Annotated in this window: 21 protein-coding genes; 14 read left to right on the top strand and 7 right to left on the bottom strand. The window is 57.8% G+C overall.

Features of this window, described 5'->3' with window-relative positions:
- Positions 1-26: 26 nt before the first annotated feature.
- The 3 genes from purU to ppnP all read left to right on the top strand — a co-directional run bounded on the left by purU (position 27) and on the right by ppnP (position 3,682).
- Positions 27-929, top strand: coding sequence for a formyltetrahydrofolate deformylase (gene purU / locus GT003_RS21365; RefSeq protein WP_161701626.1), 903 nt, complete (start codon positions 27-29; stop codon positions 927-929).
- Between the two features lie 293 nt (positions 930-1,222).
- A complete protein-coding gene (gene tkt / locus GT003_RS21360; protein ID WP_161701624.1) occupies positions 1,223-3,238 on the top strand; it encodes a transketolase in 2,016 nt (671 codons plus the stop codon).
- Between the two features lie 126 nt (positions 3,239-3,364).
- Entirely contained in the window at positions 3,365-3,682 is a 318-nt protein-coding gene (gene ppnP, locus GT003_RS21355; protein ID WP_161701622.1) for a pyrimidine/purine nucleoside phosphorylase, read from the top strand.
- A 236-nt stretch (positions 3,683-3,918) separates the two neighbouring features.
- Here ppnP and GT003_RS21350 read toward each other — a convergent pair whose 3' ends face one another.
- Entirely contained in the window at positions 3,919-5,238 is a 1,320-nt protein-coding gene (locus GT003_RS21350) for an NAD(P)-binding domain-containing protein (protein WP_161701620.1), read from the bottom strand.
- 353 nt (positions 5,239-5,591) lie between these two features.
- On the opposite strand from GT003_RS21350, the gene GT003_RS21345 reads away from it, so the two are divergent.
- From GT003_RS21345 to GT003_RS21320, 6 genes are all read left to right on the top strand, one after another.
- Positions 5,592-6,941, top strand: coding sequence for a glucose-6-phosphate isomerase (locus tag GT003_RS21345; RefSeq protein ID WP_161701618.1), 1,350 nt, complete (start codon positions 5,592-5,594; stop codon positions 6,939-6,941).
- Between the two features lie 9 nt (positions 6,942-6,950).
- A complete protein-coding gene (locus GT003_RS21340; protein ID WP_161701615.1) occupies positions 6,951-7,583 on the top strand; it encodes a YigZ family protein in 633 nt (210 codons plus the stop codon).
- 241 nt (positions 7,584-7,824) lie between these two features.
- Positions 7,825-8,628, top strand: coding sequence for a sulfate ABC transporter permease subunit CysT (gene cysT, locus GT003_RS21335; RefSeq protein WP_420831459.1), 804 nt, complete (start codon positions 7,825-7,827; stop codon positions 8,626-8,628).
- Positions 8,625-9,422, top strand: coding sequence for a sulfate ABC transporter permease (locus GT003_RS21330; RefSeq protein ID WP_161701611.1), 798 nt, complete (start codon positions 8,625-8,627; stop codon positions 9,420-9,422). The genes cysT and GT003_RS21330 overlap by 4 nt, the downstream gene beginning before the upstream one ends.
- 3 nt (positions 9,423-9,425) lie before the next feature.
- Positions 9,426-10,490 (top strand): sulfate/molybdate ABC transporter ATP-binding protein, encoded by a 1,065-nt coding sequence (locus GT003_RS21325; protein ID WP_161701609.1) that lies wholly within the window; start codon positions 9,426-9,428, stop codon positions 10,488-10,490.
- A gap of 94 nt (positions 10,491-10,584) precedes the next feature.
- Entirely contained in the window at positions 10,585-11,661 is a 1,077-nt protein-coding gene (locus GT003_RS21320) for a sulfate ABC transporter substrate-binding protein (protein ID WP_161701607.1), read from the top strand.
- A gap of 165 nt (positions 11,662-11,826) precedes the next feature.
- On the opposite strand, the gene GT003_RS21315 is transcribed toward GT003_RS21320, so the two are convergent.
- Positions 11,827-13,032, bottom strand: a complete 1,206-nt coding sequence (locus GT003_RS21315) for a PdaC/SigV domain-containing protein (protein ID WP_161701604.1) — start codon at positions 13,030-13,032, stop codon at positions 11,827-11,829.
- Between the two features lie 262 nt (positions 13,033-13,294).
- Between GT003_RS21315 and GT003_RS21310 the strand changes: the two genes are divergently transcribed.
- Entirely contained in the window at positions 13,295-14,350 is a 1,056-nt protein-coding gene (locus GT003_RS21310; RefSeq protein WP_161701602.1) for a YeiH family protein, read from the top strand.
- 56 nt (positions 14,351-14,406) lie between these two features.
- Here GT003_RS21310 and GT003_RS21305 read toward each other — a convergent pair whose 3' ends face one another.
- Positions 14,407-15,210: a Cof-type HAD-IIB family hydrolase gene (locus GT003_RS21305; RefSeq protein ID WP_161701600.1), complete on the bottom strand. Its 804-nt coding sequence runs from the start codon at positions 15,208-15,210 to the stop codon at positions 14,407-14,409.
- A 75-nt stretch (positions 15,211-15,285) separates the two neighbouring features.
- Entirely contained in the window at positions 15,286-16,149 is an 864-nt protein-coding gene (locus tag GT003_RS21300; RefSeq protein WP_161701598.1) for a helix-turn-helix transcriptional regulator, read from the bottom strand.
- Between the two features lie 230 nt (positions 16,150-16,379).
- Here GT003_RS21300 and GT003_RS21295 point away from each other — a divergent pair, with 230 nt between their 5' ends.
- The 3 genes from GT003_RS21295 to GT003_RS21285 all read left to right on the top strand — a co-directional run bounded on the left by GT003_RS21295 (position 16,380) and on the right by GT003_RS21285 (position 20,669).
- Entirely contained in the window at positions 16,380-17,318 is a 939-nt protein-coding gene (locus GT003_RS21295; protein ID WP_161701596.1) for an aldo/keto reductase, read from the top strand.
- A gap of 316 nt (positions 17,319-17,634) precedes the next feature.
- Entirely contained in the window at positions 17,635-19,074 is a 1,440-nt protein-coding gene (locus GT003_RS21290) for a S41 family peptidase (protein ID WP_161701594.1), read from the top strand.
- Between the two features lie 92 nt (positions 19,075-19,166).
- Entirely contained in the window at positions 19,167-20,669 is a 1,503-nt protein-coding gene (locus GT003_RS21285; RefSeq protein WP_161701592.1) for an IMP dehydrogenase, read from the top strand.
- A gap of 68 nt (positions 20,670-20,737) precedes the next feature.
- Here the strand turns inward: GT003_RS21285 and GT003_RS21280 are convergent, their stop codons facing one another.
- Together GT003_RS21280 and GT003_RS21275 are read right to left on the bottom strand one after the other, a co-directional pair.
- Entirely contained in the window at positions 20,738-21,346 is a 609-nt protein-coding gene (locus GT003_RS21280; protein ID WP_161701761.1) for a DUF2087 domain-containing protein, read from the bottom strand.
- Positions 21,347-21,975: 629 nt separating this feature from the next.
- Entirely contained in the window at positions 21,976-22,740 is a 765-nt protein-coding gene (locus tag GT003_RS21275; protein ID WP_161701590.1) for a tryptophan-rich sensory protein, read from the bottom strand.
- Positions 22,741-22,892: 152 nt separating this feature from the next.
- Here GT003_RS21275 and GT003_RS21270 point away from each other — a divergent pair, with 152 nt between their 5' ends.
- The gene (locus tag GT003_RS21270) at positions 22,893-23,594 is read left to right on the top strand and encodes an MBL fold metallo-hydrolase (RefSeq protein ID WP_161701588.1); all 702 of its coding nucleotides are present in this window, start codon (positions 22,893-22,895) and stop codon (positions 23,592-23,594) included.
- On the opposite strand, the gene GT003_RS21265 is transcribed toward GT003_RS21270, so the two are convergent.
- Positions 23,583-24,557 (bottom strand): helix-turn-helix transcriptional regulator, encoded by a 975-nt coding sequence (locus tag GT003_RS21265; protein ID WP_161701586.1) that lies wholly within the window; start codon positions 24,555-24,557, stop codon positions 23,583-23,585. The two genes, GT003_RS21270 and GT003_RS21265, sit on opposite strands and share 12 nt — an antisense overlap.
- Positions 24,558-24,575: the final 18 nt, after the last annotated feature.

Here is a 24,575-nt window from a genome sequence, read left to right as displayed (position 1 = left end):
GTTGACGGAAGGAAGTCGCCTTTTATATGTCTACTAGTCATCATCCAACTCAGCAGCCGTCGACGCGCCCGGATAAGTCGGGCCGCGCGCGGATGCTTATTTCCTGCCCGGATCGCAACGGCATCGTGGCAGCCGTATCGCAGTTTCTCTACGAGCATGGCGCGAACATCGTCCAGTCGGATCAATACACGTTGAATCCCGGCGGCGGCATGTTCTTCATCCGCTTCGAGTTCGATCTGAATGACCTGGAACGCGAGCTGCCCGTGCTTCAGGAGGATTTTACCCGCGTGGCGGACCGTTTCGAGATGAAATGGCACACGTTCCGCGCAAGCCGCAAGAAACGCCTCGCGATCTTCGTATCGAAGGAAGACCATTGCCTGCTCGAACTGCTCTGGCAGTGGCAGGCGGGCGACCTGGATGCGGATATCGCGATGGTCGTGAGCAATCATCCCGACATGAGAGGGCTCGTGGAATCGTTCGGCATCCCGTTCCATCATATTCCGGTTACGCCGGACACGAAGGCCGAAGCCGAGAAGCATCAGCTTGAAGCCGTAACCGGCAAAGCGGACATTATCGTCCTCGCACGGTACATGCAGATTATCTCGCCCAAGTTCATCGAGCAGTTCCCGAACCGGATTATTAACATTCATCATTCCTTCCTGCCGGCCTTCGTCGGCGGCAAGCCTTACGCGCAGGCCTATCAGCGCGGCGTCAAAATCATCGGGGCTACCGCTCATTACGTCACGGAAGAGCTTGACGGCGGGCCGATCATCGAACAGGACGTTCAGCGGGTCAGCCACCGCGACGACGTCGACAATCTCAAGCGGATCGGCCGTACCATCGAACGCGTCGTGCTAGCGCGCGCCGTGAAATGGCATGTGGAGGACCGGATACTGGTTCACCAGAACAAGACGGTCGTGTTTAACTAACTAATTTCATGCAGCGGCATCGGTGCCGCGAAGACGCGCCAGCCGGGGATCCGGAACTGGCGCGTTTTTTTGTCGCCCGGCCGCGGGCCGATGTCGATTTTGCGACTGCAGCGCATTAAAGATGGAAATGGAGAAAAGGTAATGGTACAATATTTCAAAGCCGATTGCGGGAAATCCGCATGTGGAGACAATTGAAATTTGCATGCGCAGAATGCTTGGCGCCCGACCGTAACAGGTCGTACAAGCTGGACAAACTGCCGTGTACCTATTGAGATTTAGGAGGAGTTTACGTAATGACAGTTACTCAGAAATCCATCGACCAGCTCTCCATCGACACGATTCGCACCCTTGCGATCGACTCGATCGAGAAAGCGAATTCCGGCCACCCGGGCATGCCGATGGGAGCCGCTCCGATGGGCTACCAATTGTTCGCCAAAACCATGAACCACAATCCTTCGAACCCGACATGGATCAACCGCGACCGTTTCGTGCTCTCCGCGGGCCACGGCTCCATGCTGCTGTACAGCCTGCTTCATCTCTCGGGCTACGATCTTCCGATCGAAGAACTGCAAAACTTCCGCCAATGGGGCTCCTTGACGCCCGGACATCCGGAGTACGGCCACACGGCCGGCGTAGACGCTACGACGGGACCGCTCGGACAAGGCTTCGCGATGGCTGTCGGCATGGCAATGGCCGAAGCCCATCTTGGCGCGACTTACAATAAACAAGACCTGAACGTTATCGACCATTATACATTCGCGATCTGCGGCGACGGCGACATGAGCGAGGGCGTTGCAAGCGAAGCGGCTTCGCTTGCGGCTCACTTGAAGCTGGGCAAGCTCGTCGTGCTGTACGATTCCAACGATATCTCGCTTGACGGCGAACTGAGCCTGTCGTTCTCGGAGAACGTGCAAGGCCGTTTCGAGGCCTACGGCTGGCAAGTGCTGCGCGTCGAAGACGGCAACGATCTGAACGCCCTCGCTGCAGCGGTGGCGGCGGCGCAAGCCGACCTCAGCAAACCGACGCTGATCGAAGTGAAAACGACGATCGGCTACGGCAGCCCGAACAAGGGCGGCAAGGGCGGCCATCTGGGCACGCACGGCAGTCCGCTCGGCGCCGAAGAAACGGTGCTGACGAAGCAATTCTATGGCTGGGAGAACGAAGCATTCTCCGTGCCGGCAGAAGTACGCTCGCACTTCGCCGAAGTGAAAGCGAACGGAGAGAAAGCAAACGCGGCTTGGGATACGCTCTTCGCTTCCTACAAATCCGCTTACCCGGAACTGGCCGCGCAATTCGAGACCGCAATCAGCGGCAAGCTGCCGGAGGGCTGGGACAGAGAGCTTCCTGCGTATACGCCGGCCGACAAAGCATTGTCGACGCGCGTAGCTTCCGGTAACGCCCTGAACGGATTGGCGAAAAACATCCCGAACCTGATCGGCGGCTCCGCCGACCTCGAGAGCTCCACGATGACGCATCTCAAGGGCCTGCCCGTCTTCAAGCCGGGCAGCTACGAAGGCCGCAACGTGTACTTCGGCGTTCGCGAATTCGCGATGGCTGCCGCGGTCAACGGCATGAGCCTGCACGGCGGCGTGAAGCCGTTCGGCGCAACGTTCTTCGTCTTCACGGACTACCTGCGTCCGGCGGTTCGTCTGTCCGCGCTGATGAAACAGCCCGTCGTTTACGTGCTGACGCATGACAGTATCGCAGTCGGCGAAGACGGTCCTACGCATGAGCCGATCGAGCAATTGGCTTCCCTGCGCATCATCCCGCAATTGACGGTGATCCGCCCTGCGGATGCGAACGAGACGTCTTCCGCTTGGGCGTATGCGTTGTCCGACGCAGACCAGCCGGTAGCGCTCGTTCTGACTCGTCAGAACCTGCCGGTTCTGGAAGGCACGAAGGAGAACTCCCGCGAAGGCATCGCCAAAGGCGCGTATGTCGTTGCAGACGCATCGAACGGCAAACCGCAGGCGCAGCTGATCGCAACGGGATCCGAGGTTCAGCTCGCGGTTGCGGCGCAGAAAGCACTCGCCGCGGAAGGCATCGAGGTACGCGTCATCAGCATGCCGAGCTTCGATCTGTTCGAGCGTCAACCGAAAGCGTACAAAGATTCCGTGATTCTTCCGGACGTTAAAGCGCGTCTTGCGATCGAAATGGCTTCGCCGTTCGGTTGGGAGCGTTACGTCGGCGACCAAGGCGCGGTACTCGGCATCAACACGTTCGGGGCATCCGCGAAGGGCGACCGCGTCATCGCGGAATACGGCTTCACGGTCGAGAACGTCGTCAGCAAAGTAAAAGCGCTCCTGTAGTCGGCTTACCGAGTCGCCCGGCAGTTCATGTTCGATTAATCGCGGGGCTTGCACCGCTTGCCGTTTAAGCGTCGCAAGCCCCGCTTTTGTATAGCCATCATTCCTAAACGCGAGGAGATCGTCCCCATGTCCCAGTACGAAAACGTAACCGTGATCAAGAAAGCCAATCTTTACTTCGACGGCAAAGTATCCAGCCGCACCGTTCTGTTCGCGGACGGCACGAAGAAAACGCTCGGCATCATGCTGCCGGGCGACTATGAGTTCGGCACGGATGCCAAAGAAATCATGGAGATCCTTGCAGGCGACCTGAAAGTGCTTCTGCCAGGCGACTCCGAGTGGATCAGCATCTCCGGCGAAGGCGAATTTACGGTGCCGGCCAACTCCAAATTCAAGCTGCAAGTCGCGACCATTACGGACTACGCTTGCTCGTACATTCAAGAATAAGAGCTTCGCGAGCGTTGCCCGCCTAGCTTCACGAGCGTGGCCCGCCTAACTGCGCGGGCTTTGATCGCCTAGCTTCGCAGCAGTGCCCATGTAGAAAAAGGCTGCTCCATCTCGCCGCAAGTGCGGGGATGGAGCAGCCTTTTGTACGTAATGGAGCAAGACAGCCTGTCCGAAGCTTGTTTGGAGGCGGCAATCATCTTAACCTACGTTTCAATGATGCGTTCTGCGGCCAAGGTTTAGTCGGCTAATGCGATCTGCTTATTGACGTAATTCTCCAGCAGCAGGCGCTGATACGGGGCCAAGCCAGCCAGCATGCAGCCATAGCGGAAGGAAGAGCCGCTCGACTCGATGCGAATGATGCGACCGGTAACCGGAGGCAGTCCGGCGTCCTGCGGGAAATAAAGGACGACGAACATATCGCATTCGAGCGGAGCATCGGAAACGATTTGCAGGCCGCTGTCCGATAGATCGCGCAGCGTGCAGTCGATCAAATGGCCGGTGAAGCTGCCTTCCTGCTCCCATTGATACACGGATACTTTGAGCGGCACATTGAGCGCGAGGCGCTCGCTGCGTCTGCGGTCAAGGTTAGCGGCATCGGAACTCGCCGCATCCGCGCCCGGGGCCGCCGCTTCCGCGGAACCGGCGGCAGTAAAGTCTTCCGCATCGCTGTGGTTCGTGATGCGTTTGTTGATCCATTGCTCGTAGCTGTGCGCCAGCGCGGAGAGATCGGAATCGCCGAAGCCCATGGAATCGCCGATCTGGTACAAGCTCTTGACCGTCTCCAGAATCGGCGTCGGCGTCTTCAATTCATCCGACAGCTGCGAGGCAAGCCGCAAATCCTTCAGCATGAGCGCGAGCGAGAATTGGACGCTGAAATCGCGATCCAGAAACTTCGGCGTCTTGAGCTCGGCCATTTTGCTTGCCGCGCCGCCGGATTGCACCAGCTCCAGGAACGACTTGGCGTCGATGCCGCCGCTCGCGGCGATCGCCATGCCTTCCACGAGAGCGGCGACGTTGATGCCGACAATCGTGTTGTGAGCCAGCTTCGCCGTGGAGCCGCTGCCGCCGGGGCCCATGGGAATGATTTTGCGACCCATGGTTTGAAGGACATCCTTCACTTTATGCAGCGCTTCGATCTCGCCGCCGACCATAAACGTGAGCGTGCCGCTCTCCGCCGCCGGTTTGCTTCCCGTTACCGGGGCATCCAGGAAGTCGGAGGATTTGGCGCCGATGTCCGCGTGAAGCTGGCGCGATAGGGGCGGAGAAATCGTGCTGCTGTCCATGACGATCGTTCCCGGCAGCAGGGCGCCGAGAATCCCGTCTTCGCCGTAGTACACCTCGCGAATGGAATCGTCGTTGCTGATCATCGTGATGATCATTTCGGAGGAACGGGCAACCGCCGCGGGCGTCGGCGCCTCGTCCGCGCCAAGCTCGATCAGCTTGGCCGCCTTGCCCGGCGTGCGGTTGTAGACCGTGACCGGATAGCCCTTGCGCAATAAGTTGGCTGCCATGGGTTCGCCCATGACGCCCAGACCGATAAAGCCGATTTTGAACATGTCGCGTCATCTCCTTGGTTTCCGTATGTAGCTGTTTCCATTTTAACATAATTGCGGGACAACCTGCATTCGGCCCTCCTTCCCTTGTTTTTGCCTATGAAATCCATTATCCTTATCCTGATGTAAAACGGACGAGTTATGAAGGCTGTGAGCGCGAGTTTTTCGCTCGCTAAGAGGCCGCGCAAGATGCATCGCACAGAACCGAGCTTATGCTTCCGATGCGGGTTTTTTCTCGCGGGATGCCATACGGAAAGTACCGTAAATACGAAGCGTATGCTTCCGATGCAAGTTTTTTACTTGCAAAGTTGTCCTACAAGCTGTACCGTAAAAAACTTTCAGGAGGTCTTCAAACCATGACTAAAGCAGTGAAATTCGATTACAGCAAAGCACTCGGCTTCATCGGCCAGCATGAGATCGATAATTTGGCGCAGCAGGTGCGCACGGCGCATGATCAGCTTCGTAACGGAACGGGCGCAGGCTCGGACTACCTCGGCTGGATCGACCTGCCGGCGAACTACGATAAAGAAGAATTCTCCCGCATTCAAAAATCGGCGGAGAAAATCAAATCGGATTCCGAAGTGCTCGTCGTGATCGGCATCGGCGGCTCCTATCTCGGCGCGCGCGCGGCAATCGAGATGCTGTCGAACTCCTTCTATAACCTGCTGCCGCAGGAACAGCGCAAGACGCCGCAGGTCCTGTTCGCGGGCAACAATATCAGCTCTACATACGTGACCCACCTGCTCCAGCTGCTGGAAGGCCGCGACTGGTCGATCAACGTCATCTCCAAATCCGGCACGACGACCGAGCCGGCCATCGCCTTCCGCGTATTCCGCGAGGCGCTGGAAGCCAAATACGGCAAAGCCGAAGCGCGCAAGCGCATCTACGCGACGACGGACCGCGAGAAAGGCGCCCTCAAGAAGCTGGCGAACGAAGAGGGCTACGAATCGTTCGTTATTCCGGACGACGTGGGCGGCCGTTACTCCGTTCTGACCGCGGTCGGCTTGCTGCCTATCGCCGCTGCGGGCATCAACATCGAGGAAATGATGCAAGGCGCGGCCGATGCCGCGGTTGCCTACAACAATCCGAATCTGGCCGAGAATGAAGCGTACCAATACGCAGCGGCCCGCAACGCGCTCTATCGCAAAGGCAAAGCGACCGAAATCCTCGTCAACTACGAGCCGGCCCTTCACTTCGTATCCGAGTGGTGGAAGCAGCTGTACGGCGAGAGCGAAGGCAAAGACTTCAAAGGGATCTTCCCGGCGGCCGTCGATTTCTCGACCGATCTGCACTCCATGGGTCAATTCATCCAGGAAGGCAACCGCAACATCTTCGAAACGGTCATCCAAGTGGAGAACGTGGCGGAGCACATCACGATCGCGCATGACGAGAACGATCTGGATGGCCTGAACTTCCTGACCGGCAAAACGATGGATTTCGTGAACAAGAAAGCTTTCCAAGGCACGCTGCTCGCGCATACGGACGGTCAAGTGCCGAACTTCGTCGTGAACATCGCGGACATGAAGCCGTACACCTTCGGCTACCTGGTTTATTTCTTCGAGATCGCCTGCGGCATCAGCGGTTACCTGCTCGGCGTGAACCCGTTCGACCAACCGGGCGTCGAAGCGTACAAGAAGAACATGTTCGCGCTGCTCGGCAAACCGGGCTTCGAGAAAGAGAAAGCCGAGCTGGAAGCTCGCCTTTAATCGGCATACATGCTGGACCGATATCGGACGCTGCGGCAGCAGGGCAGTCAAGAGATCGTCATCAAGAAATCGCGCTTCATCGGGTATGGCAAGCCTGTCGCCTCGGAAGAGGAAGCGGTCGCGTTCATCGACGAGCTGAAGAAGCTGCATTGGAATGCCGCGCACAACTGCTCGGCGTACGTCATCGGCGAACGGGACGAAATCCAGAAGCAGTCGGATGACGGAGAGCCCAGCGGTACGGCGGGAAAACCGATTCTTGAAGTAATCAAGCATCAAGGACTGAAGAACGTCGTGATCGTCGTGACCCGTTACTTCGGCGGCATTCTGCTGGGCGCGGGCGGTCTCATCCGAGCGTACACGGACGGCGCCGTCGCCGCCATCGAAGCTGCGGAAGCCATCACGGAGGTGCTGCACCGGGAAGTCGTCGTCGATGTCGATTACACCTGGTACGGTAAGCTCGAGAATGAATTCCATGCACGGGGCGTCCGCATCGGCGGGACCGAATTCACGGACCGCGTAGTCATTACTTGCCTGCCGGCGGCGCCGGAAGCGGACAAGTTCGCGGATTGGATCACCGATTTGACGCAAGGTCAAGCGGTGCTGAGCGTCGGCGAGGATAAGTATTATATCGACTCGGAATGACGCGATCGCGAAGACGCGTCAACCATCGGAAGCTCCCCCGCGATTATCGATCGCCGCCGGGGAGCTTTTGTTCGTTTTTCGTTCATGGATTCCGTGGGAAACCTGTCGAATAAAGGATTGACTAGACATCCTTCCGTCTGCTAGAGTATGAATACCAAGTGATTTAATAGGGATTATATTCGATTCCACACCGCGATTCCTCAAGGAAAGCGTCAGGGGGTAATGCAGCTTGAATTTCATCATGCGCGGCCGTTTATGGAGCTTCGGTTTTCGCAGCACCATCATGCTCTATTTTATCTTGCTCATCGTTTTGCCGATCGTCGGCGTGTACTCGCAGTCCTTCCAACAGGGCTGGTCGACCTTCTGGGAAAGCGCGACGGATCAGCTGGCATGGGAAGCCGTCCTGCTGACGATCAAGCTCGCGGTCATCTCCGCGGTCATTAACGTACTGCTGGGCACGATGATCGGATGGGTTCTCATCCGTTACCGTTTTCCGGGACGCCGAATATTGAACAGCCTCGTCGATTTGCCGTTTGCGCTGCCGACGGCGGTCGGCGGTTTGATGATATTATTGCTGCTGGGCCCGAACAGCTTCGTCGGCGGCCTTGCCGAGAAGCTCGGCTTCGAAATCGTGTTTCATGAACCGGCGATTATCGTCGCCATGGTCTTCGTCACGTTTCCGTTCGTTATTCGCGGCGTGCAGCCGCTGCTGGAGGAGATGGACAAGTCCGAGGAGGAAGCTTCCTATACGCTCGGAGCGTCCAGGGCGAGAACGTTTTTGCAGGTGATTTTTCCGTCCATGCTGCCGGGCATCATCAGCGGTGCGATGCTGGCTTTCTCCCGCGCCCTGGCGGAATTCGGCGCCGTCGTCCTCGTGGCAGGCAACATTCCGGGTAAAACCTTGATCGCGTCGGTGTATATTTTCGGCGAAATCGAAAGCGATAACACGCAGGGCGCCGCTGCGGTGTCCGTCCTTCTGCTGACGCTCTCGTTCCTCATCCTGGGAGCCGTCAACCTCGTTCAGGCGAGGAGGCACCGCAAATGAGAAGGCTCCTGATCGGACTTACGTATCTTGTATTCCTCGTTCTGCTGGTCGCGCCGCTGGCGAAAATTTTCGTCGGGTCATGGGGGGACGGCTGGAGCGGGTTCACGGAGTCGCTGACGCGCGAGCAATCGCTGCATGCGCTCATGATGACAGGCATTCTCGTCGTCATTGTAACCGTACTCAATACCGTGTTCGGCGTCATGCTGGCCATCTACCTCGTTCGGGCAGAATGGATGTCGCGCCGGATCAAAGGACTGTTGAACAGCATCGTCGATCTTCCATTCGCGGTATCGCCCGTCATCGGGGGCTTGATGATCGTGCTCGTGCTGGGACCCAATTCGGCGATCGGCGCATTCTTCGAAGATGTCGGCATTAAGGTCGTATATGCGCTGCCGGGCATGATTCTCGCGACCCTGTTCGTCACGTTCCCGCTGATGGTGCGGGAAGTCATGCCGGTGCTGCAAGAAATCGGCGCCCAGCAGGAAGAAGCCGCATCGACGCTCGGTGCGTACTCATGGTATACCTTCTGGAAAGTGACTTGGCCGTCGATCCGCTGGGGCGTTATCTACGGCGTCGTCTTGACGGTCGCAAGAACGCTTGGCGAATTCGGCGCCGTGCTCGTCGTTTCCGGCAATATTATGAACAAGACCCAGACGGCGACGACGCTCGTCTATCAGGATGTCGAGAATTTCAACGTGACGGAAGCGAGCAGCGTGGCTTTGGTGCTGGCGGCCTTCTCCGTCGGACTGCTGCTGCTTATGGAATGGGCCAAGAAGAGAAAGGAAGTGCATTGAACGATGCATATCGAGGTGCGCGGTTTAAATAAGCAATTCGGCGACTTCCATGCCGTACGGGACGTCGATTTCGATATCGCCAAAGGCCAGCTTATCGGCCTGCTCGGGCCGAGCGGCGGCGGCAAAACATCGATTCTCCGCATGCTGGCGGGACTGGAGACGCCGTCGTCGGGCGATATCGTTTTCCATGGCAAACGGGTCAACGATCTCCCGCCGCAGGAGCGGGGAATCGGCTTCGTGTTTCAGAACTACGCGCTGTTCAAGCATATGACGGTCTACGATAATGTCGCTTTCGGGCTGAAAGTAAAGAAGGAATCGAAAACCGTCATCCGCGAGCGCGTCATGTCGCTGATCGAGCTGACGGGGTTGAAGGGCTTCGAGCACCGCTATCCGCATCAGCTCTCGGGCGGCCAACGCCAGCGTGTCGCATTCGCCCGCGCGCTTGCGCCGCAGCCGCAGCTGCTGCTGCTGGATGAGCCGTTCGCGGCCATCGACGCCAAGATCCGCACCGAGCTGCGCACGTGGCTCAAAGACATGATCGAGCGGCTCGGCATTACGTCGATTTTCGTCACGCATGACCAGGACGAGGCGATCGAAGTCGCGGACGAAATCATGATTATCAATAAGGGGCGCCTGGAACAGAAGGGAACGCCTTGGGATATTTACAAAAGCCCGCAAACGCAGTTCGTCGCCAGCTTCATCGGGGAGTCGACGATCGTCGAGAACGTGGAGCAGCTGAAGGGCTTCGAGGAAGCAGCCAACTGGCCGGGCACGAAAGCGCTGATCCGTCCGGAATATATCGAGATCGGCAGGCGCAGCGACTTCCGCATTCCTTCGGCGACCGTCGACGGCATCGTGCGGCATTTGCATTTCCGCGGCAGCGAATGGATGGTAGAAGTCGAAATTGGCGACATCAAGCTGATTACGTACCGCTCGCTGGAGAAGGACGTCCTGACGCCGGGAGAGCCCATCAGCGTGCTGATCCACCGCGCGTATTTATTCAACGACAACGATACCTGGATCATGGAAAACAAGCAGAAGGAAGACCCGATGCCGATCTTCATCTAAGCATTCGGCAAGGCGGCGAAGCCATGTACCTGCATCTTCATCTCCGTCTTCTTCATCCTAGTCTTCTTAACCCAAAGAAAGCGTTGTGTGCATAATGAAACCTACCCTACTCAAAGGATGGCGATTAGCCGGTACGGCGTTCCTTGCCGCATCGGTGCTGTTGACCGCCGCATGCGGGAATAACGACTCGGGGGCCGATAACGGAACCGGGCAGACGGCTCCGCCGAAGGGCGGCATTACGCTCGTGATCGGCGCCTACTCCGTGGCGAAGGATTCCTTCGCCGAATTGCTGCCCGCTTTTGCGAAGCAGTGGAAGGCGAAGACGGGCCAGAGCGTCAACTTCCAAGAGTCGTACGAGGCGTCCGGAACGCAAGCGAGGGCGATTGCCGGCGGATTCGAGGCGGATATCGCCGTTATGGCGATGGAAAGCGACATCGATAAGATCCAGCAGGCAGGCTTCATTACGAGCGACTGGCGCAAGCAATTCGGAGACGGCGGCATGATTACGCAGTCGGTCGTCGCGATGGGGACGCGCGAAGGCAATCCCAAAGGCATTCGCGATTGGGATGACTTGACCCGCAAGGGCATCAAGGTGCTCTATCCGAATCCGAAGACGTCCGGCGGCGCGCAGTGGGATATTAACGCGATGTACGGCGCGGGCTTGAAAGCATCCGAGGCGAAGACAGGCAAGAAGGACCCCGCCTACGCGAAGGATTTTCTGAAGGCCGTTCACCGCAACGTGGAATCGCTGGATAAGAGCGGACGCGCCTCCATGGCGGCGTTCGAGTACGGCTTCGGCGACGTGATCGTGACGTACGAGAACGAGATTTTGGCGCGCATCAAGCAAGGCGTGCCCTACGAGCTCGTCGTTCCGGATTCGACGATCCGGATCGAGAACCCCGCGGCGGTCGTCGACAAGAACGTCGACAAACACGGCACGCGCAAGGTCTCGGAGGCGTTCGTCGCGTACCTGCACTCCGAGGAAGCGCAGCGCATCCTCGTAAAATACGGCTTCCGCCCTATTAATAAGACGGTCATGGAAGAGGTCAAGGGCGACTTCGTCACGCCGGCCGAGCTATTCGATATCGGTTATTTGGGCGGCTGGGCCGAGGTCCGGCGCACGCTGTATTCGCCCAAGGGCGTCTGGTACCAAGTGTTGGCCGGAATCTAGCTCTTAGCCGTGAAATCAAGCAAACTAGTATTCACGCTAAAACAGAAAGACCATGATCGCTTGATGCGGTCATGGTCTTTCTGTTTTTTGGAGCTTTGCTTAAGAGGCCTTCGCCTTCTGGCGATAGGGCGATACAGCGATTAAGATCGCTGCTCCGAAGACCGATTATTTCGCGGCGTTCAGCGTAATGGCTGTCGTCGTATAGGCGAGATCCGCGTTCAGGCCGGCGGAGAAGAAGTTCAGCGGAACATAGAGCACGCCGCCTTTCACCGACGGCGCGGCACCGAGGGCGAAGGCTTGGAAGTCGCCGTAGGCGTAACGGTCCTTGCCTTGCATGACGCTGGCCGTAAACGATCCTTTGCTAACCATTGTCTCATGCGATTTGGCATCGTAGCGGACTTCGAATCCGAGCGCCGCGGCGACGGCACGAAGCGGCGCCATGAGGTTCCCTGCGGCAGCCGGCAAAACGACGGCGCCTTTGACGGTTTTACCGTCGGCGACGATGGGCAGCTTGGCCGCGGCGGCCGGGGCGATCGCGGACGAACCGGGAATAGCCGCGGCGATCTCCGGCATTCCGGCGGCATACGGCGCGATTTCGTATTCTTGGAAAATAATGAAGGCAAGGCCATCCTTGATGACGAACGATTGCGAGTCGGCAATCGCTACGTTCTTCGAAGCGAAATAATCGTCCGGGAACGCATTCACCTCCGCGGTGGCCGCGCGTCCGAGGATGGTCTTGTAGCTCGGGCCGAACAGCTCCTTCAGCTTGATGGACGAAGCTTTGGCGGCGTTGCGCACATTGTACGTCTGGGCGTACGTCCCGCCATGAGCGCCGCCGGTATAGGTGTACGTCAGGACTTTGAAGGATAGAATGCCATCCGCGTCCGCGCTGCCATCCGATACGAGCTCGTAGCGAACGGTGATGCCGTACGGGCGGAATTCATACGAACCGTCGTTCGCCGCATAGTCCTTTGCCGCCTGCTTCGTGATCGCGTCGACGGCAGCCTTGGCCCGCGCAGCGATATTGGCGTTCAGCGTATTTTGGTAGGCGGTATCCTTCATGCCGGAAATGACGGGCACTTGAAGATCGGTTTCAAGCTGTTTCGTGGATTGCTGAACGCTTTTGAACGTGATTTTCACGGCATCCGCTGCCGGATTGGCCGCTGCGATCGGTTGGGCCGCCACGATCGGTTGAGCCACCGCGATGGGCGAAGCGATCGGCTCGTCCGATGCAGGGGCTGTATCGGAGGCCGAAGCAGCGAATGCGTAAGGCGCGGAGACGCTCAGCAGGAGCGCGGTGCTTAAGGCAGCGGCCGATAAGGCTGCGATTGCCGGTTTTCGGTAAGGCGAGCGTTTACGTTGGTTGTCCATCATTATCCCTCCAATGTGTGTCTAGTTACACTATAAACGGATTGACCCCGAATGATTGTAACAAAACGGTAACGAACCCCTTTTTCGACTGCTGATGTCATAACGATTCATTATCTTATTTATCATTAGGATTGATTTCTCTTATCGGCAGGCGGAGCGGTATAATGGGAACCAACCCGAGCGTTCGATCAGAATGAACATGGAAAAACGCTCGCATCCTAATGAATAGCGTTAATTATGGATTCGGAGGCGGTCAGACATCATGTCCATCCCTTACTCGATCAAGCCGCTTGGCTTCCCCGCGATGCTCGTTCGCTTCGGCAGGCGGCGAATCGGCGGGATCGCGTTTACGTTTCTATTCGCGGCTGTCGGCTGGAGCCTATCCAGTCTGCCTGGTTTGCACTACGTCGGCCAGATGGCCTGCGCGATTCTTCTCGCCGTCGGCTATCGGCATTTTCTCGGTTACCCCATGGCGCTGCAGCCTGGCATCCAGTTCGCCAGCAAGCATCTGCTGCGCTTCGCGATTATTCTCTATGGCCTGAAGCTCAACATCCTGGATATCTACCGCGAGGGACTTGGACTGCTGGCCCGCGATGCCGTCGTCGTCCTTTTCGCGATCGGAGGTACGCTGCTGCTCGCCAAGTGGTTGCGGGCCGATCCCAAGCTGTCGCTTCTGCTCGGCATCGGCACGGGCATTTGCGGAGCGGCGGCGATTGCTGCCGTCTCCCCGATCCTGCGCTCGAAGGATGAGGATACGGCGGTCGGCGCAGGCTTGATCGCGCTCGTAGGTACCTTGTTCGCCGTCGCCTACACGCTTCTTCGCCCGCTGCTCGGCTTGACGGACCGACAGTACGGCGTATGGGCGGGAACGAGCCTGCATGAAATCGCGCATGCCGCGCTGGCCGCTTCGCCGGCCGGGCAGGATGCCCTGGCGCTGGCGCTGCTCGCCAAGCTGGGACGCGTGTTTCTGCTCGTGCCGTTATGCCTGGTGCTCGTACTCGTTCGGCAGGGCATCCGCCGCCGCAAACCGGGTCGCGGCGAGACGGAGAAGGCAGCGCTGCAGCTGCCGTGGTTCCTGCTTGGTTTTGCGCTGATGAGTTTGCTCGGCAGCAGCGGATTCGGTCATAGCTTCATGCAATCCCAGCCCGGGCTGATGAACGGAATAACGACGCTTACCACGTTCCTGCTCACCATGGCGATGGTGGGACTCGGCTTAAACGTGAATCTTCGCAGCTTGGGCGGCGGCGTGCTGAGGTCGTTGGGAGCGATGCTTGTAGTTTCATTGCTTCTCTCCGCATGGACGTACCTGTCCGTATGACAAAAAGAGCTGCAGCATCCCGTCCTTGTAGGACCGGAGCTGCAGCTCTAACTGTTTTAGACCGTTTGTAGAATGAATTTGTCGATGACGTGCTTGACGCCTTCTTCATTGTTCGATTTCGTCACGAATTGCGCGATTTCCTTCAGCTTCGGCAGGGCATTGCCCATCGCGACCCCGAGTCCGGCGGCCTCGATCATCTCGTGGTCGTTCCAGGAATCCCCGATGGCGATGACTTCGTCCAGCGTGCAGCCGATATGTTCCGCCATGAAGGCGATCGCGTGGCCTTTCGTTCCTTCCTTGTGCGTCACTTCCAAGTAATGCGCCTTCGACTTGGTAATGTGCACGCGGTCGCCGATAAGCGGAGCAAGCTTCTCCGCCATCTCGTCGAGGCGGGCAGGATCGTCGATCATGAGCATCTTCGTTGACGGCTTCGCGATCAGCGTCTCGAAGTCGGGCTCCACGGCGAACGGAATGTTCGAGAGAGCGGAATAGTTGCGCGCTTTCTCATTGTCTTCGCGGACATAGAGTACATCGTCGATATACAGCTGCAGATGAAGATCGTTCGCTTGGCAGAAGGCGAGCAGCTCCCTGGCCGCATCCTCCGGCACGTACCGTTCGTAGAGCACTTGCTCGTCTAGCAGCGTCTTGACGAGCGAGCCCTGATAGGTGATGATCGGCACGTTCAGCTCGATTTGCTTGGCGATTTTCTTGGCCGACGGAAACATGCGTCCCGTCGCGAGCGTTACGAATACGCCGCGTTCGATCGCCGCGGCCAGCGCCGCCTTCGTTCCTGGCGTCACGACGATATCGTCGGTCAGCAAGGTGTCGTCGATATCGATGGCAATTAATTTGTAGGTCATTCTCTCCCGCTCCTTCTCTCTATGGGCAAACGCATTTTCATTGATTGTAGCGGAAAAAGCAGGAGGGAACAAGCGTTATGTTCGCACGGCATGCATGCCGGCGAACTGCTGCCGATAGGCGGTCGGCGTCATGTTTTCGCTTTCTTGAAACCTTTTGTTAAAGTAGCTTGGCGTGTCGTAGCCGGACAGCCTGGCGATATCGCCGATGCTCAGCTCGGGGCGTTCCACGAGCAGCGCCTTCGCCCGCTGGATGCGGCACATGGTCAGGAAGGCGAGCGGCGTCTGTCCGACGGCCCGGCGGAACCAGCGGCAGAACGTATAGCGGTTCGTCGCGGCGCGGGCGGCCCACGCGTCCAAATCGAACGGTTCGGCAGCCGAGGCTTGAAGCTCGGGCAGCAGCGCCATCATGCGTTCCACCGCGGATGAGGTTCCGGTGCCGGCGCCGTCCATCGGCTCGGCTTGTTCGATGAATTCGGCTAGCACGCCGTACATCAGCATGGCGATGCGGCTGGGATGCAGCATTTTATGGCGTTCGATCTCGGCCAGCAGCTCGTCGATCCGGCTTTCCAGCTCGGAAGAATGGCGGAGGCGCCACGGCACGGAGCGATGAAAGCCGCGTTCCGCCAAATCCGCCAAGGCGGCGCTGCCGTAGAAATGGATCCATTTGAATTCCCAAGGATGCTCGGGATGGGCGAAGTAAGCTTGTCTGTCTCCCGGAAAATAGAGAAAGCAGTCGCCGGCCGTCAGTTCCTTGCGCTGGCCTTCGATTTCGAGATATCCGCTGCCGTCTACGACGAGATGCAGGTTGAATTCCTGCATGGAGCCTGCTTCCCGATAGGATTCATGCCCGCGGTCGGGGAGGTAATGGCCCGCCGATTCGGGAAAGCAGTAGAAGCGCCCGCGGCTTTGGAGCGGGAGGGTGAGGTGGTTTCGGAACATGGCACTGGCTCCTGTTGAGTAGTTAATTGTCAATATCGTTCTAAGGCATCAATATATTTCGATGTCGCGCGGCGGAATCCTTTATTACACTAGAGGAGAACGAAGGCGGCTCGTCCTGTTGAACCTGCAAGTTGGCATGCGGGATTTGCAAGCGCCGACATATAGAGAATCACGAGCATGGTAAGGCAGCATCAATATCGAATTATTCGATCAGAAGGAGCGCGATTGGCATGAAACGAATAGAGGTTGCGGGCGTCCCGCAGGGGATCACGCAGTTGATTCAAGGTTCCATGATGCTGAGAGTGGAGGATATGGCTTACTCCAACGAGCTGCTGGATGCTTATGCGGCTGCAGGCGGCAACGCCATCGATACCGGACACGTGTATGGCGCGAGTTCGGCGCAGGCGATCGGCAAATGGATGGAGACGCGCGGCAATCGCGGCGACATCGTCGTCATCGGCAAAGGCGCGCATCCGTATGGAGAGCCGCGCATGACGAAAACGTGCATCCAAAGCGACCTGGTGGAATCGCTTGAACGGCTGGCTACCGATTACATGGACGTGTACTTGCTCCATCGCGACGAACCCAACGTGCATGTGGGCTATATCCTGGAAGGGCTGAACGATCAGCTCGCTTCCGGACGCTGCCGGGCGATCGGCGCTTCCAACTGGAGCGTTGCGCGCATTCGCGAAGCCAACGTTTACGCGGCGAAGAACGGCTTGACCGGCTTCAGCTGCAGCAGCCCGAATCTGGGTCTTGCCCGGCCGAACGAGCCGCGATGGGCGGGGTGCGTCACGACGACGGCAGAGGACGAAGCTTGGCACGAGGAATCCCAGCTGCCGATCTTGTCTTGGTCATCGCAGTCCGGCGGCTTCTTCACGGACCGCTACTCGCAGGACAATCGCGACGATGCGGAGATGGTCCGCGTCAATTACAGCGAGGGGAACTGGGAGCGCAAACGCCGGGCAGCCGTTCTCGCGGACCGATACGCCGTGACCGCCAATCAGATCGCGCTCGCGTACGTGCTGAATCAGCCGTTCCCGGTCGCCGCGATCATCGGACCGCAGAAACCTTCGGAGCTTCAGGACAGCGTGCATGCGCTTCCGGTCAGCTTGACCGCGGATGAGCGTGCCTGGCTGAATTTATCGTCGGAGAATGAGCCGGCTTAGGAAGGTTGAGGCAGCCGCGTAAACTAAGAAGCTCGCCTCCCCGGCATGCGCCCTGGTTACGCATCACGCATTAGGCAGCCGGATTATCGATCCGGAGCCTCGCCGAGCTGCGTCAAGCAGCAAGAAATCCGCGCCCCCTCAAGGACACGGCAAACAGCAAGAAATCCGCGCCCCCTCAAGGACACGGCAAACAGCCAAGACGGCTGCCGCCCTGTACCCCGAGGGGGTCTTTTGCATGCTCCCCTGTTCAACTTGCGACGGCTCCCCGAATGCGATAGAGTGAGGAAACAGGTTCAATGTGGAAGAGGTGCCTTAAATGAATCGTTTTGGTGAAAAAGCCGCAAAGCAGCGGCAGATTACGCTCATCGTCCTGGTCGTCGTGCTCGTTGCGGCAGGCTTCGCGGGCGGCAGGCTGAGCATGCAGCTCCAATATCCCATCATGAAGGACAAGGCATTCGGCAATTTATCGTACGCGTACAATGAAATCATGGCGGATTATTTGAACGGCGCGGCCTCCAAGGCGCTCGTCGACGGCGCGGCCGAAGGCATGGTGGGATCGCTCCAGGATCCGTATTCGGTCTATTTGTCGGAGGACAAAGGCGAAGCCTACATGCAGTCCTACCAGGACCATTTCGTAGGCATCGGCGTGGAGATCCGGCAAGAGGACGGCAGCTTCATCATCGACAGCATCATTAAAGGGGCGCCTGCCGAGAAGGCGAAGCTGATGAAGGAAGACCGGATCGCGAGCATTGACGGCAAAAGCGTGAAGGGCCTGACCTTCGACGAGCTGAAGACGAAGCTTCAGGGCAAGTCCGGCTCCAAGGTGTCGCTGCAGATCGAGCGGCAGGGAGGAAGCGGGCTGCTGACGATTCCCGTCGTACGCGGGGACGTGCCGGTGCTGACGGTCTCTTCCGCGATGAAGTCGGGCGGCATCGGCGAAATTACGATCAGCCGGTTCGCCGAGAAGACGTCGCAGGAGTTCACGGCTGCGATCGAGAAGCTGCAAAAGCAGGGCATGAAGGCGCTGCTGCTGGACCTGCGCGGCAATCCCGGCGGGCTGCTTAACCCGACGATCGAGATCGCGAACCGTTTCGTGCCGAAGGGCAAGACGATCGTACAGGTCGTATACAAGGACGAGAAGCGGGTACTGACGCATAAATCCAGCCAAAAGGAACCGTGGAAGCTGCCGATCGCGATTCTCGTGGATGCGCATACGGCAAGCTCTGCCGAGGTACTGACCGCGGCGCTGAAGGATACGGCGGGCGCGCAGGTGGTCGGCGAGAAGACGTTCGGCAAGGGCATCGTGCAGAACTTCAATCAATTGAAGGACGGATCCGTGCTGAAGCTGACGGAAGCGCAGTGGCGGACGCCGGACGGCCAGTGGATTCATAAGAAGGGCATCGAGCCGAACGTCGCCGTCGCCGCGCCGGATTACGCGCTGCTGCCGAGACTGAATGTCGGCCTTAAGCTGACGAACGGGGATTACGGCGATCAGGTCGTCACGGTGCAGAAGATGCTTCAAACGATCGGTTACGATACCGGCGAAGGATCGGGCATCTACGACGAGCCGACGGCCGCGGCGGTTCGCGCCTTCCAGCAGAAGGAATCGCTGCCGGTTACCGGCGACATGAACGACCGGACCGCCAACCGCATCATGGCGAAGCTGATGGTCAAATATCAGGCCGAAGATCCGCAGCTGGGCAAAGCGATGGAACTGCTGCAAGCGGCGAAATCAGGCGCTGCTGCGGGCAGCTAGCCAAAATAAGAGCTTCCATTGCTTGTTTCAGGGCTCTGTGATATGCTTGTAAAAATTTATCCGGAATCCATTCTAGCAGGAGGCGACATTTTTTGGCTCATTATTACATGGAACCGTCCCGCACCTTCAGCGAGTTTTTGCTGGTGCCGAATCTGACGACCAAAGACTGCAACCCGTCGAACGTATCGCTCAAGACCCCGATCGTGAAGTTCAAGAAAGGCGAGACGCCGAAGTATTCGCTTAACATCCCGTTCTCTTCCGCCGTCATGCAGGCGGTATCGGATGACCGAATGGCAGTCGCCCTGGCGCGCTGCGGCGGCATCTCCTTCATCTTCGGATCGCAAGCCGTGGAAAGCCAAGCGGACATGGTCCGCAAGGCGAAGAGCTACAAAGCGGGCTTCGTCGTCAGCCGCTCCAACCTGACGCCGGAACATACGCTGAAGGACGTCCTGGAGCTGAAGGAACGGACGGGTCACTCCACCGTGGCCATCACGAGCGACGGCTCGCCGAAGGGCAAGCTGCTCGGCATCGTTACGGGACGCGATTATCGGATCAGCCGCGATGCGCTGACCAAATCCGTCAGTCAATTCATGACGCCGTTCTCGAAGCTGATCTTCGGCAAGTCCGGCATTACGCTGTCGGAAGCGAACGATCTCATCTGGGATCATAAGCTGAACTGCCTGCCGGTCGTAAGCGAAGAAGGCAACCTGGAATATCTGGTCTTCCGCAAAGACTACGACGAGCATAAAGAAAATCCGACGGAGCTGCTCGATGCCAACAAAAGCTACATCGTCGGAGCGGGCATCAATACGAAGGATTACACGGAGCGCGTGCCTGCGCTCGTGGCAGCCGGCGTGGACGTGCTGGTCATCGACTCCTCGGATGGTTACTCCGAATGGCAGAAGAACACGATCGAATACGTGAAATCGAATTTCGACGATGTCAAAATCGGCGCCGGCAACGTAGTCGACCGGGAAGGCTTCCTGTACCTTGTCGAGGCAGGCGCGGACTTCATCAAAATCGGAATCGGCGGCGGCTCCATCTGCATCACGCGCGAACAGAAGGGGATCGGCCGCGGGCAGGCTTCCGCGCTGATCGAAGTGGCTGCGGCGCGCGACGAGTACTATCAGCAAACCGGCATCTACGTGCCGATCTGCTCCGACGGCGGCATCGTGCACGACTATCATATTACGCTGGCGCTCGCGATGGGCGCGGATTTCGTCATGATGGGCCGTTACTTTGCCCGCTTCGACGAGAGCCCGACGCGCAAGCTCAAGGTCGGCAACAATTTCGTCAAAGAGTTCTGGGGCGAAGGCTCCAACCGCGCCCGCAACTGGGAACGGTACGATACCGGCGGCAAAGCCGGACTCATGTTCGAAGAAGGCGTCGATTCGTACGTGCCGTACGCGGGCAGCCTGCAGGAGAACATGAGCAAGACGATTCACAAGATCAAATCGACGATGTGCAACTGCGGCTCCATCACCATTCCGGAATTGCAGCGCAACGCGCGGATCACGCTCGTATCCGCGACAAGTATCGTCGAAGGCGGCGCGCATGACGTGATTTTGAAAGAAAACAACATTACCGGCGAATAAGGCCGGCCTAACCATAAGGCTGCAGGAACCCATGGGGTTGCTGCAGCCTTATTCGTTCTGGCGGGGCGTCAAGCCAGCGTCTCCCAGCGTTCCCACATTTCCCGGGGATTTCGCTCGTATACTTCTTGTTCCCGGTACAGATAGGCATGCATAATGAATTCCCGCCGTATCGTGGCAAAGTCGGGATGCACGAGCTTGATGAATTCGTTCAGCTCCTTCTCCGAGTACTTCCGCCCTTCCTCCAGCCGTTCCGCTAGATCCTCCAGCACGATTCGCTTCTTTTTCAATTGCGCGGGAATATGCTTCAATTTGCCGTCTGCCGTAAAAAAATTGCGCAGGACGGACTGCTTCATTCGTTCGTTCTTTTCGTCCATCGGTTCCATCTCCTTGAATTCGGTGCTTGCGGGCTTCGCTAGAATCGCCCCGAGAGAGCTCTCGTATTGCTTCAGGAAATAACGATCCAGCGAGAAATAGATCGCATTCTTGTCGCGACGCTCGTGGATGAGGCTGACGGCGCGAAGCTTGGCGGCATGATGCGTGATCGTAGCGGGGGAGAGGCACAGCTTCTCGGCCAGCGTTTGCCCGGTCATTTCGCCCTCCGACAGCAGAATCAGCATCCGGACGCGGGTGGGATCGGCCAGCGCTTTGTGGTAATTGACGATTTTATCGAGCTGCATCATGGGGATCCGCCTTTCGTAATTTAACGTTTATCTAATTAGATAATAGTCTAATTACTAAGGCGAGTCAAGAGACATACGCCGTGTTCGCCATAACGGATGAACGAAGCCCGATTACTCAAAATTGCAGCATGATTCCACGGCATACAGCGGCCAGCGACGCGGAATGCGCCATGCAGGTCGCGTCCGGACAACGATAATAGGGATCCCGCTTGTCTAAGACAACCGGAATCCCTATTCGTTCAAGATGCACCTATTCAATTATTTACCGCTCTCCATTCTAAATGCTTCATCCACATTTTCAGATTTTCACTGCCGCTTTCGAGTCATCCCGGGTCCCCGCACGCTCCGCTTGCGTTAAATCCGATGTGAACTCCTTTCACGGATTAGATTGGAACATGCTTCGCTTACATTTTCCAATGGACTATCCCCTCTCTGCAAGAAAGTGGACTGCCGATCAGCCAGTGTCGAATGCGTTCCCCCGAAGGAGAAGGATTCGTCTTGTTTGATCTGACTTTAGTGTACAGGCATATTGATATTTTGTAAATATTCAGAATATTATAAATTTTACCGTATATCGCCAAAATCGCGGCCTTTTCCACTGGATACTCGCCTATCTTTACAATTCCTCAATTTGACGAATGTTGTCGCCGAATTGCGCTGAACCAAGTGGCTAATGCGGAAACCGCCAGTACGCCAGCTCCGATATAAGCCGCCGTTACGATTTCGGAATGCCCGTCCTGCTTGGCTGCGATCGCCACGAAGGCCCAAACGAAGACGAGCGCATAGATGGCGTCCCGGAACGACCAATCGACGGCAAGCGCCAGCACGATGGCGAAGCTCAGCACGATCACCGTCCACGTCACGTCGGAGAGACCGAAGCCCTTCCAGCCTTCGTGGTGCAGCACGACCGCGATATTGACGATCGTCGCGACGCTGATCCAACCGAGATACAGGCTGAACGGAAGGCGCACCAGCCAGCGTTCCCCAGCCGTCGGATAGCTGGATGCGGTTCTGACCCGAAGGTAGATGATGATCTGAACGATCAACAGGGCAAGCATCACGAAGCCGCTGCTCGTCACGTACTCATAATGCCAGGTCAGAATCCAGCCGATGTTCAGCAGGCAGCTGATCATAAACCAAGGACCGATTCGGCTCACCGAAGCCCGCGACCGTCCGGCTGGCAGCAGCTGATAGATAACGAAGCCGACGAGCAGCAGGTAGATCAGCGACCAAATGGAGAAGGCATAGCCGGCCGGCGTGACGAGGACGGGGTTCTGATCGGATAGCTCCTTCGTCGTCTTGCCGCCGATCGGCAGCCATTCCGCGAGCGCATTGACGGCGATGACGGCCGCCAGACCAATTAAATTAGCCAGGCGAGTAAAAGCGTTCATGTGTTGTCCACTCCTCTCTTAATCATATTCTATTCACACCATGAGCTTCTCATCAAAACAGTTCCGAAAATGAGTATTGACAGGATGGGGGATATAGAATAAATTATAACCAAGGGTTAGTAACCAGTGGTTATAAAAAGGAGCGGATGAACATGAAGGTTGAACGTATCTCGGAGCATGTATGGAGCTTAAGCACATGGGTCATTATTCCGATACATGTATGGGCGGTCGCGGAGAAGGATGGGATTACGCTCGTGGACGCGGGAATATCGATGATGTCGAAGGGGATTATCGCATTTGCCGAGAAGACGTTAGGAAAGCCGGTGCGGCGCATCGTGCTCACGCACGGCCATTCCGACCATACCGGCGCGATCTCGAAGCTGCTTGCCAAATATCCCGATGCCGGCGTATGGGCCCATGAGATTGAAATTCCGTATATGGAGGGAAGAATGGCGTATCCGGGCCGCAAGAAAGCGCAGCAGTCCGTCCAGCCTGGGCTGGCGCAGCCGATTGCCGGAAGTGCGGATGGAGAGACGACGCGTATCGGCGGACTGTCGGTGCACTTAACGCCGGGCCACTCGCCGGGCCATGTCGTGTATTACCATGAGCAGGACGGCGTTATGCTGGCTGGCGATTTGTTTACCTCGAAGAAGGGACGCTTGAAGAAGCCGATGCCGATGTTCACCGCGGACATGGCGGAAGCGGTCCGGAGCAGCGAAATCGTGCGGAAGCTTCGTCCGAAGCGGCTGGAGGTTTGTCACGGGAATTCGGTTCTGAATCCCGCGGACCAGCTCGATGCCTATCAGAAGAGCCAACGGCTGGATGCGGGAAAAGGCGTTTCATTACCGCGTTGACGCGTAATGCTCATGGAGCTCGAGGGTGATCTCGATCAGTCTCTCCTTCAAGCTCTGGGGAGCAAGAACGTCCAGCTTGGATCCGAAGCCGATCAGGTAATAGGGGATGTAGGTGACGATTGCGCTTTCTTCCATTACAAAGTGCGCCTGATCTTTCGTTCGCTCGACGAGCGAATCGCCGAAAGGCCCGATTTCGCATAGGGCGTTAAGCGCCTCCGGCCGGCCGCGAACGATCAGGGTTGCCAGCTGCTCGCCGTCCGCATGGGCCCAGGGCTTCAGGAACTGGAGCAAGTAATCGCGCGCCGAGAAATGCTCCGGCCGCTGAAATACGGCTCCGGACTCCTCCACCGACTGAATCCGATCCACGCGGAAGCAGCGAATGTCCGCCCGGAGATGGCAGTACGAGACGACGTACCATTTGCCTTTCCAATGCACGATGCCATAAGGATCGATCTGCCGCCGCTGTGTTTCCAGTCCGATTCCTTTATGATGGACGATCGACATTGTCCTGCTCGCGGCGACGGCCTGCTCCAGCTGCTGCAGCGCCGCTTCCATGCCCGTGTCGAGGCCCGTGCCGCTGATCACGTCGAAGCCGACCAGATGACGCTCGATCGCTGTGCGCTGCTCCTCGTTCGTATACCGTTTGAGCTTGGCGATGGCCTGCTTGAGCGCTTCGCCGTAGGGGTAGCCGGCTTCCTGCGCGAAGACGGCGGCTTGCACAAGCGCCTTTTGTTCCTCCAGATCGAAGAACAGCGGTGATTCCTTGAAGTGCGCAAGCAGGCTGTATCCGCCGTTATGCCCGGAATCCGCGACGATCGGCACCCCGCTGGCGCAAAGCGCGTCGATATAGCGGTATACCGTTCGAATATGCATCTCCAGCGCATCGGCCAATTGCTTGGCCGTCATGCGTTTGTTTGCTTTGAGCAGCCAAAGGATGGCTAGCATGTTATCTGCTTTGGACATGGAGCGCCCCATTCGGCG

It is taken from the genome of Paenibacillus sacheonensis (assembly GCF_009909195.1).
Taxonomy (GTDB): Bacteria; Bacillota; Bacilli; order Paenibacillales; family Paenibacillaceae; genus Paenibacillus_Z; species Paenibacillus_Z sacheonensis.
The sequence above is the reverse complement of the archived record's forward strand: the minus strand, read 5'-3'. Positions and strand labels throughout refer to the sequence as shown.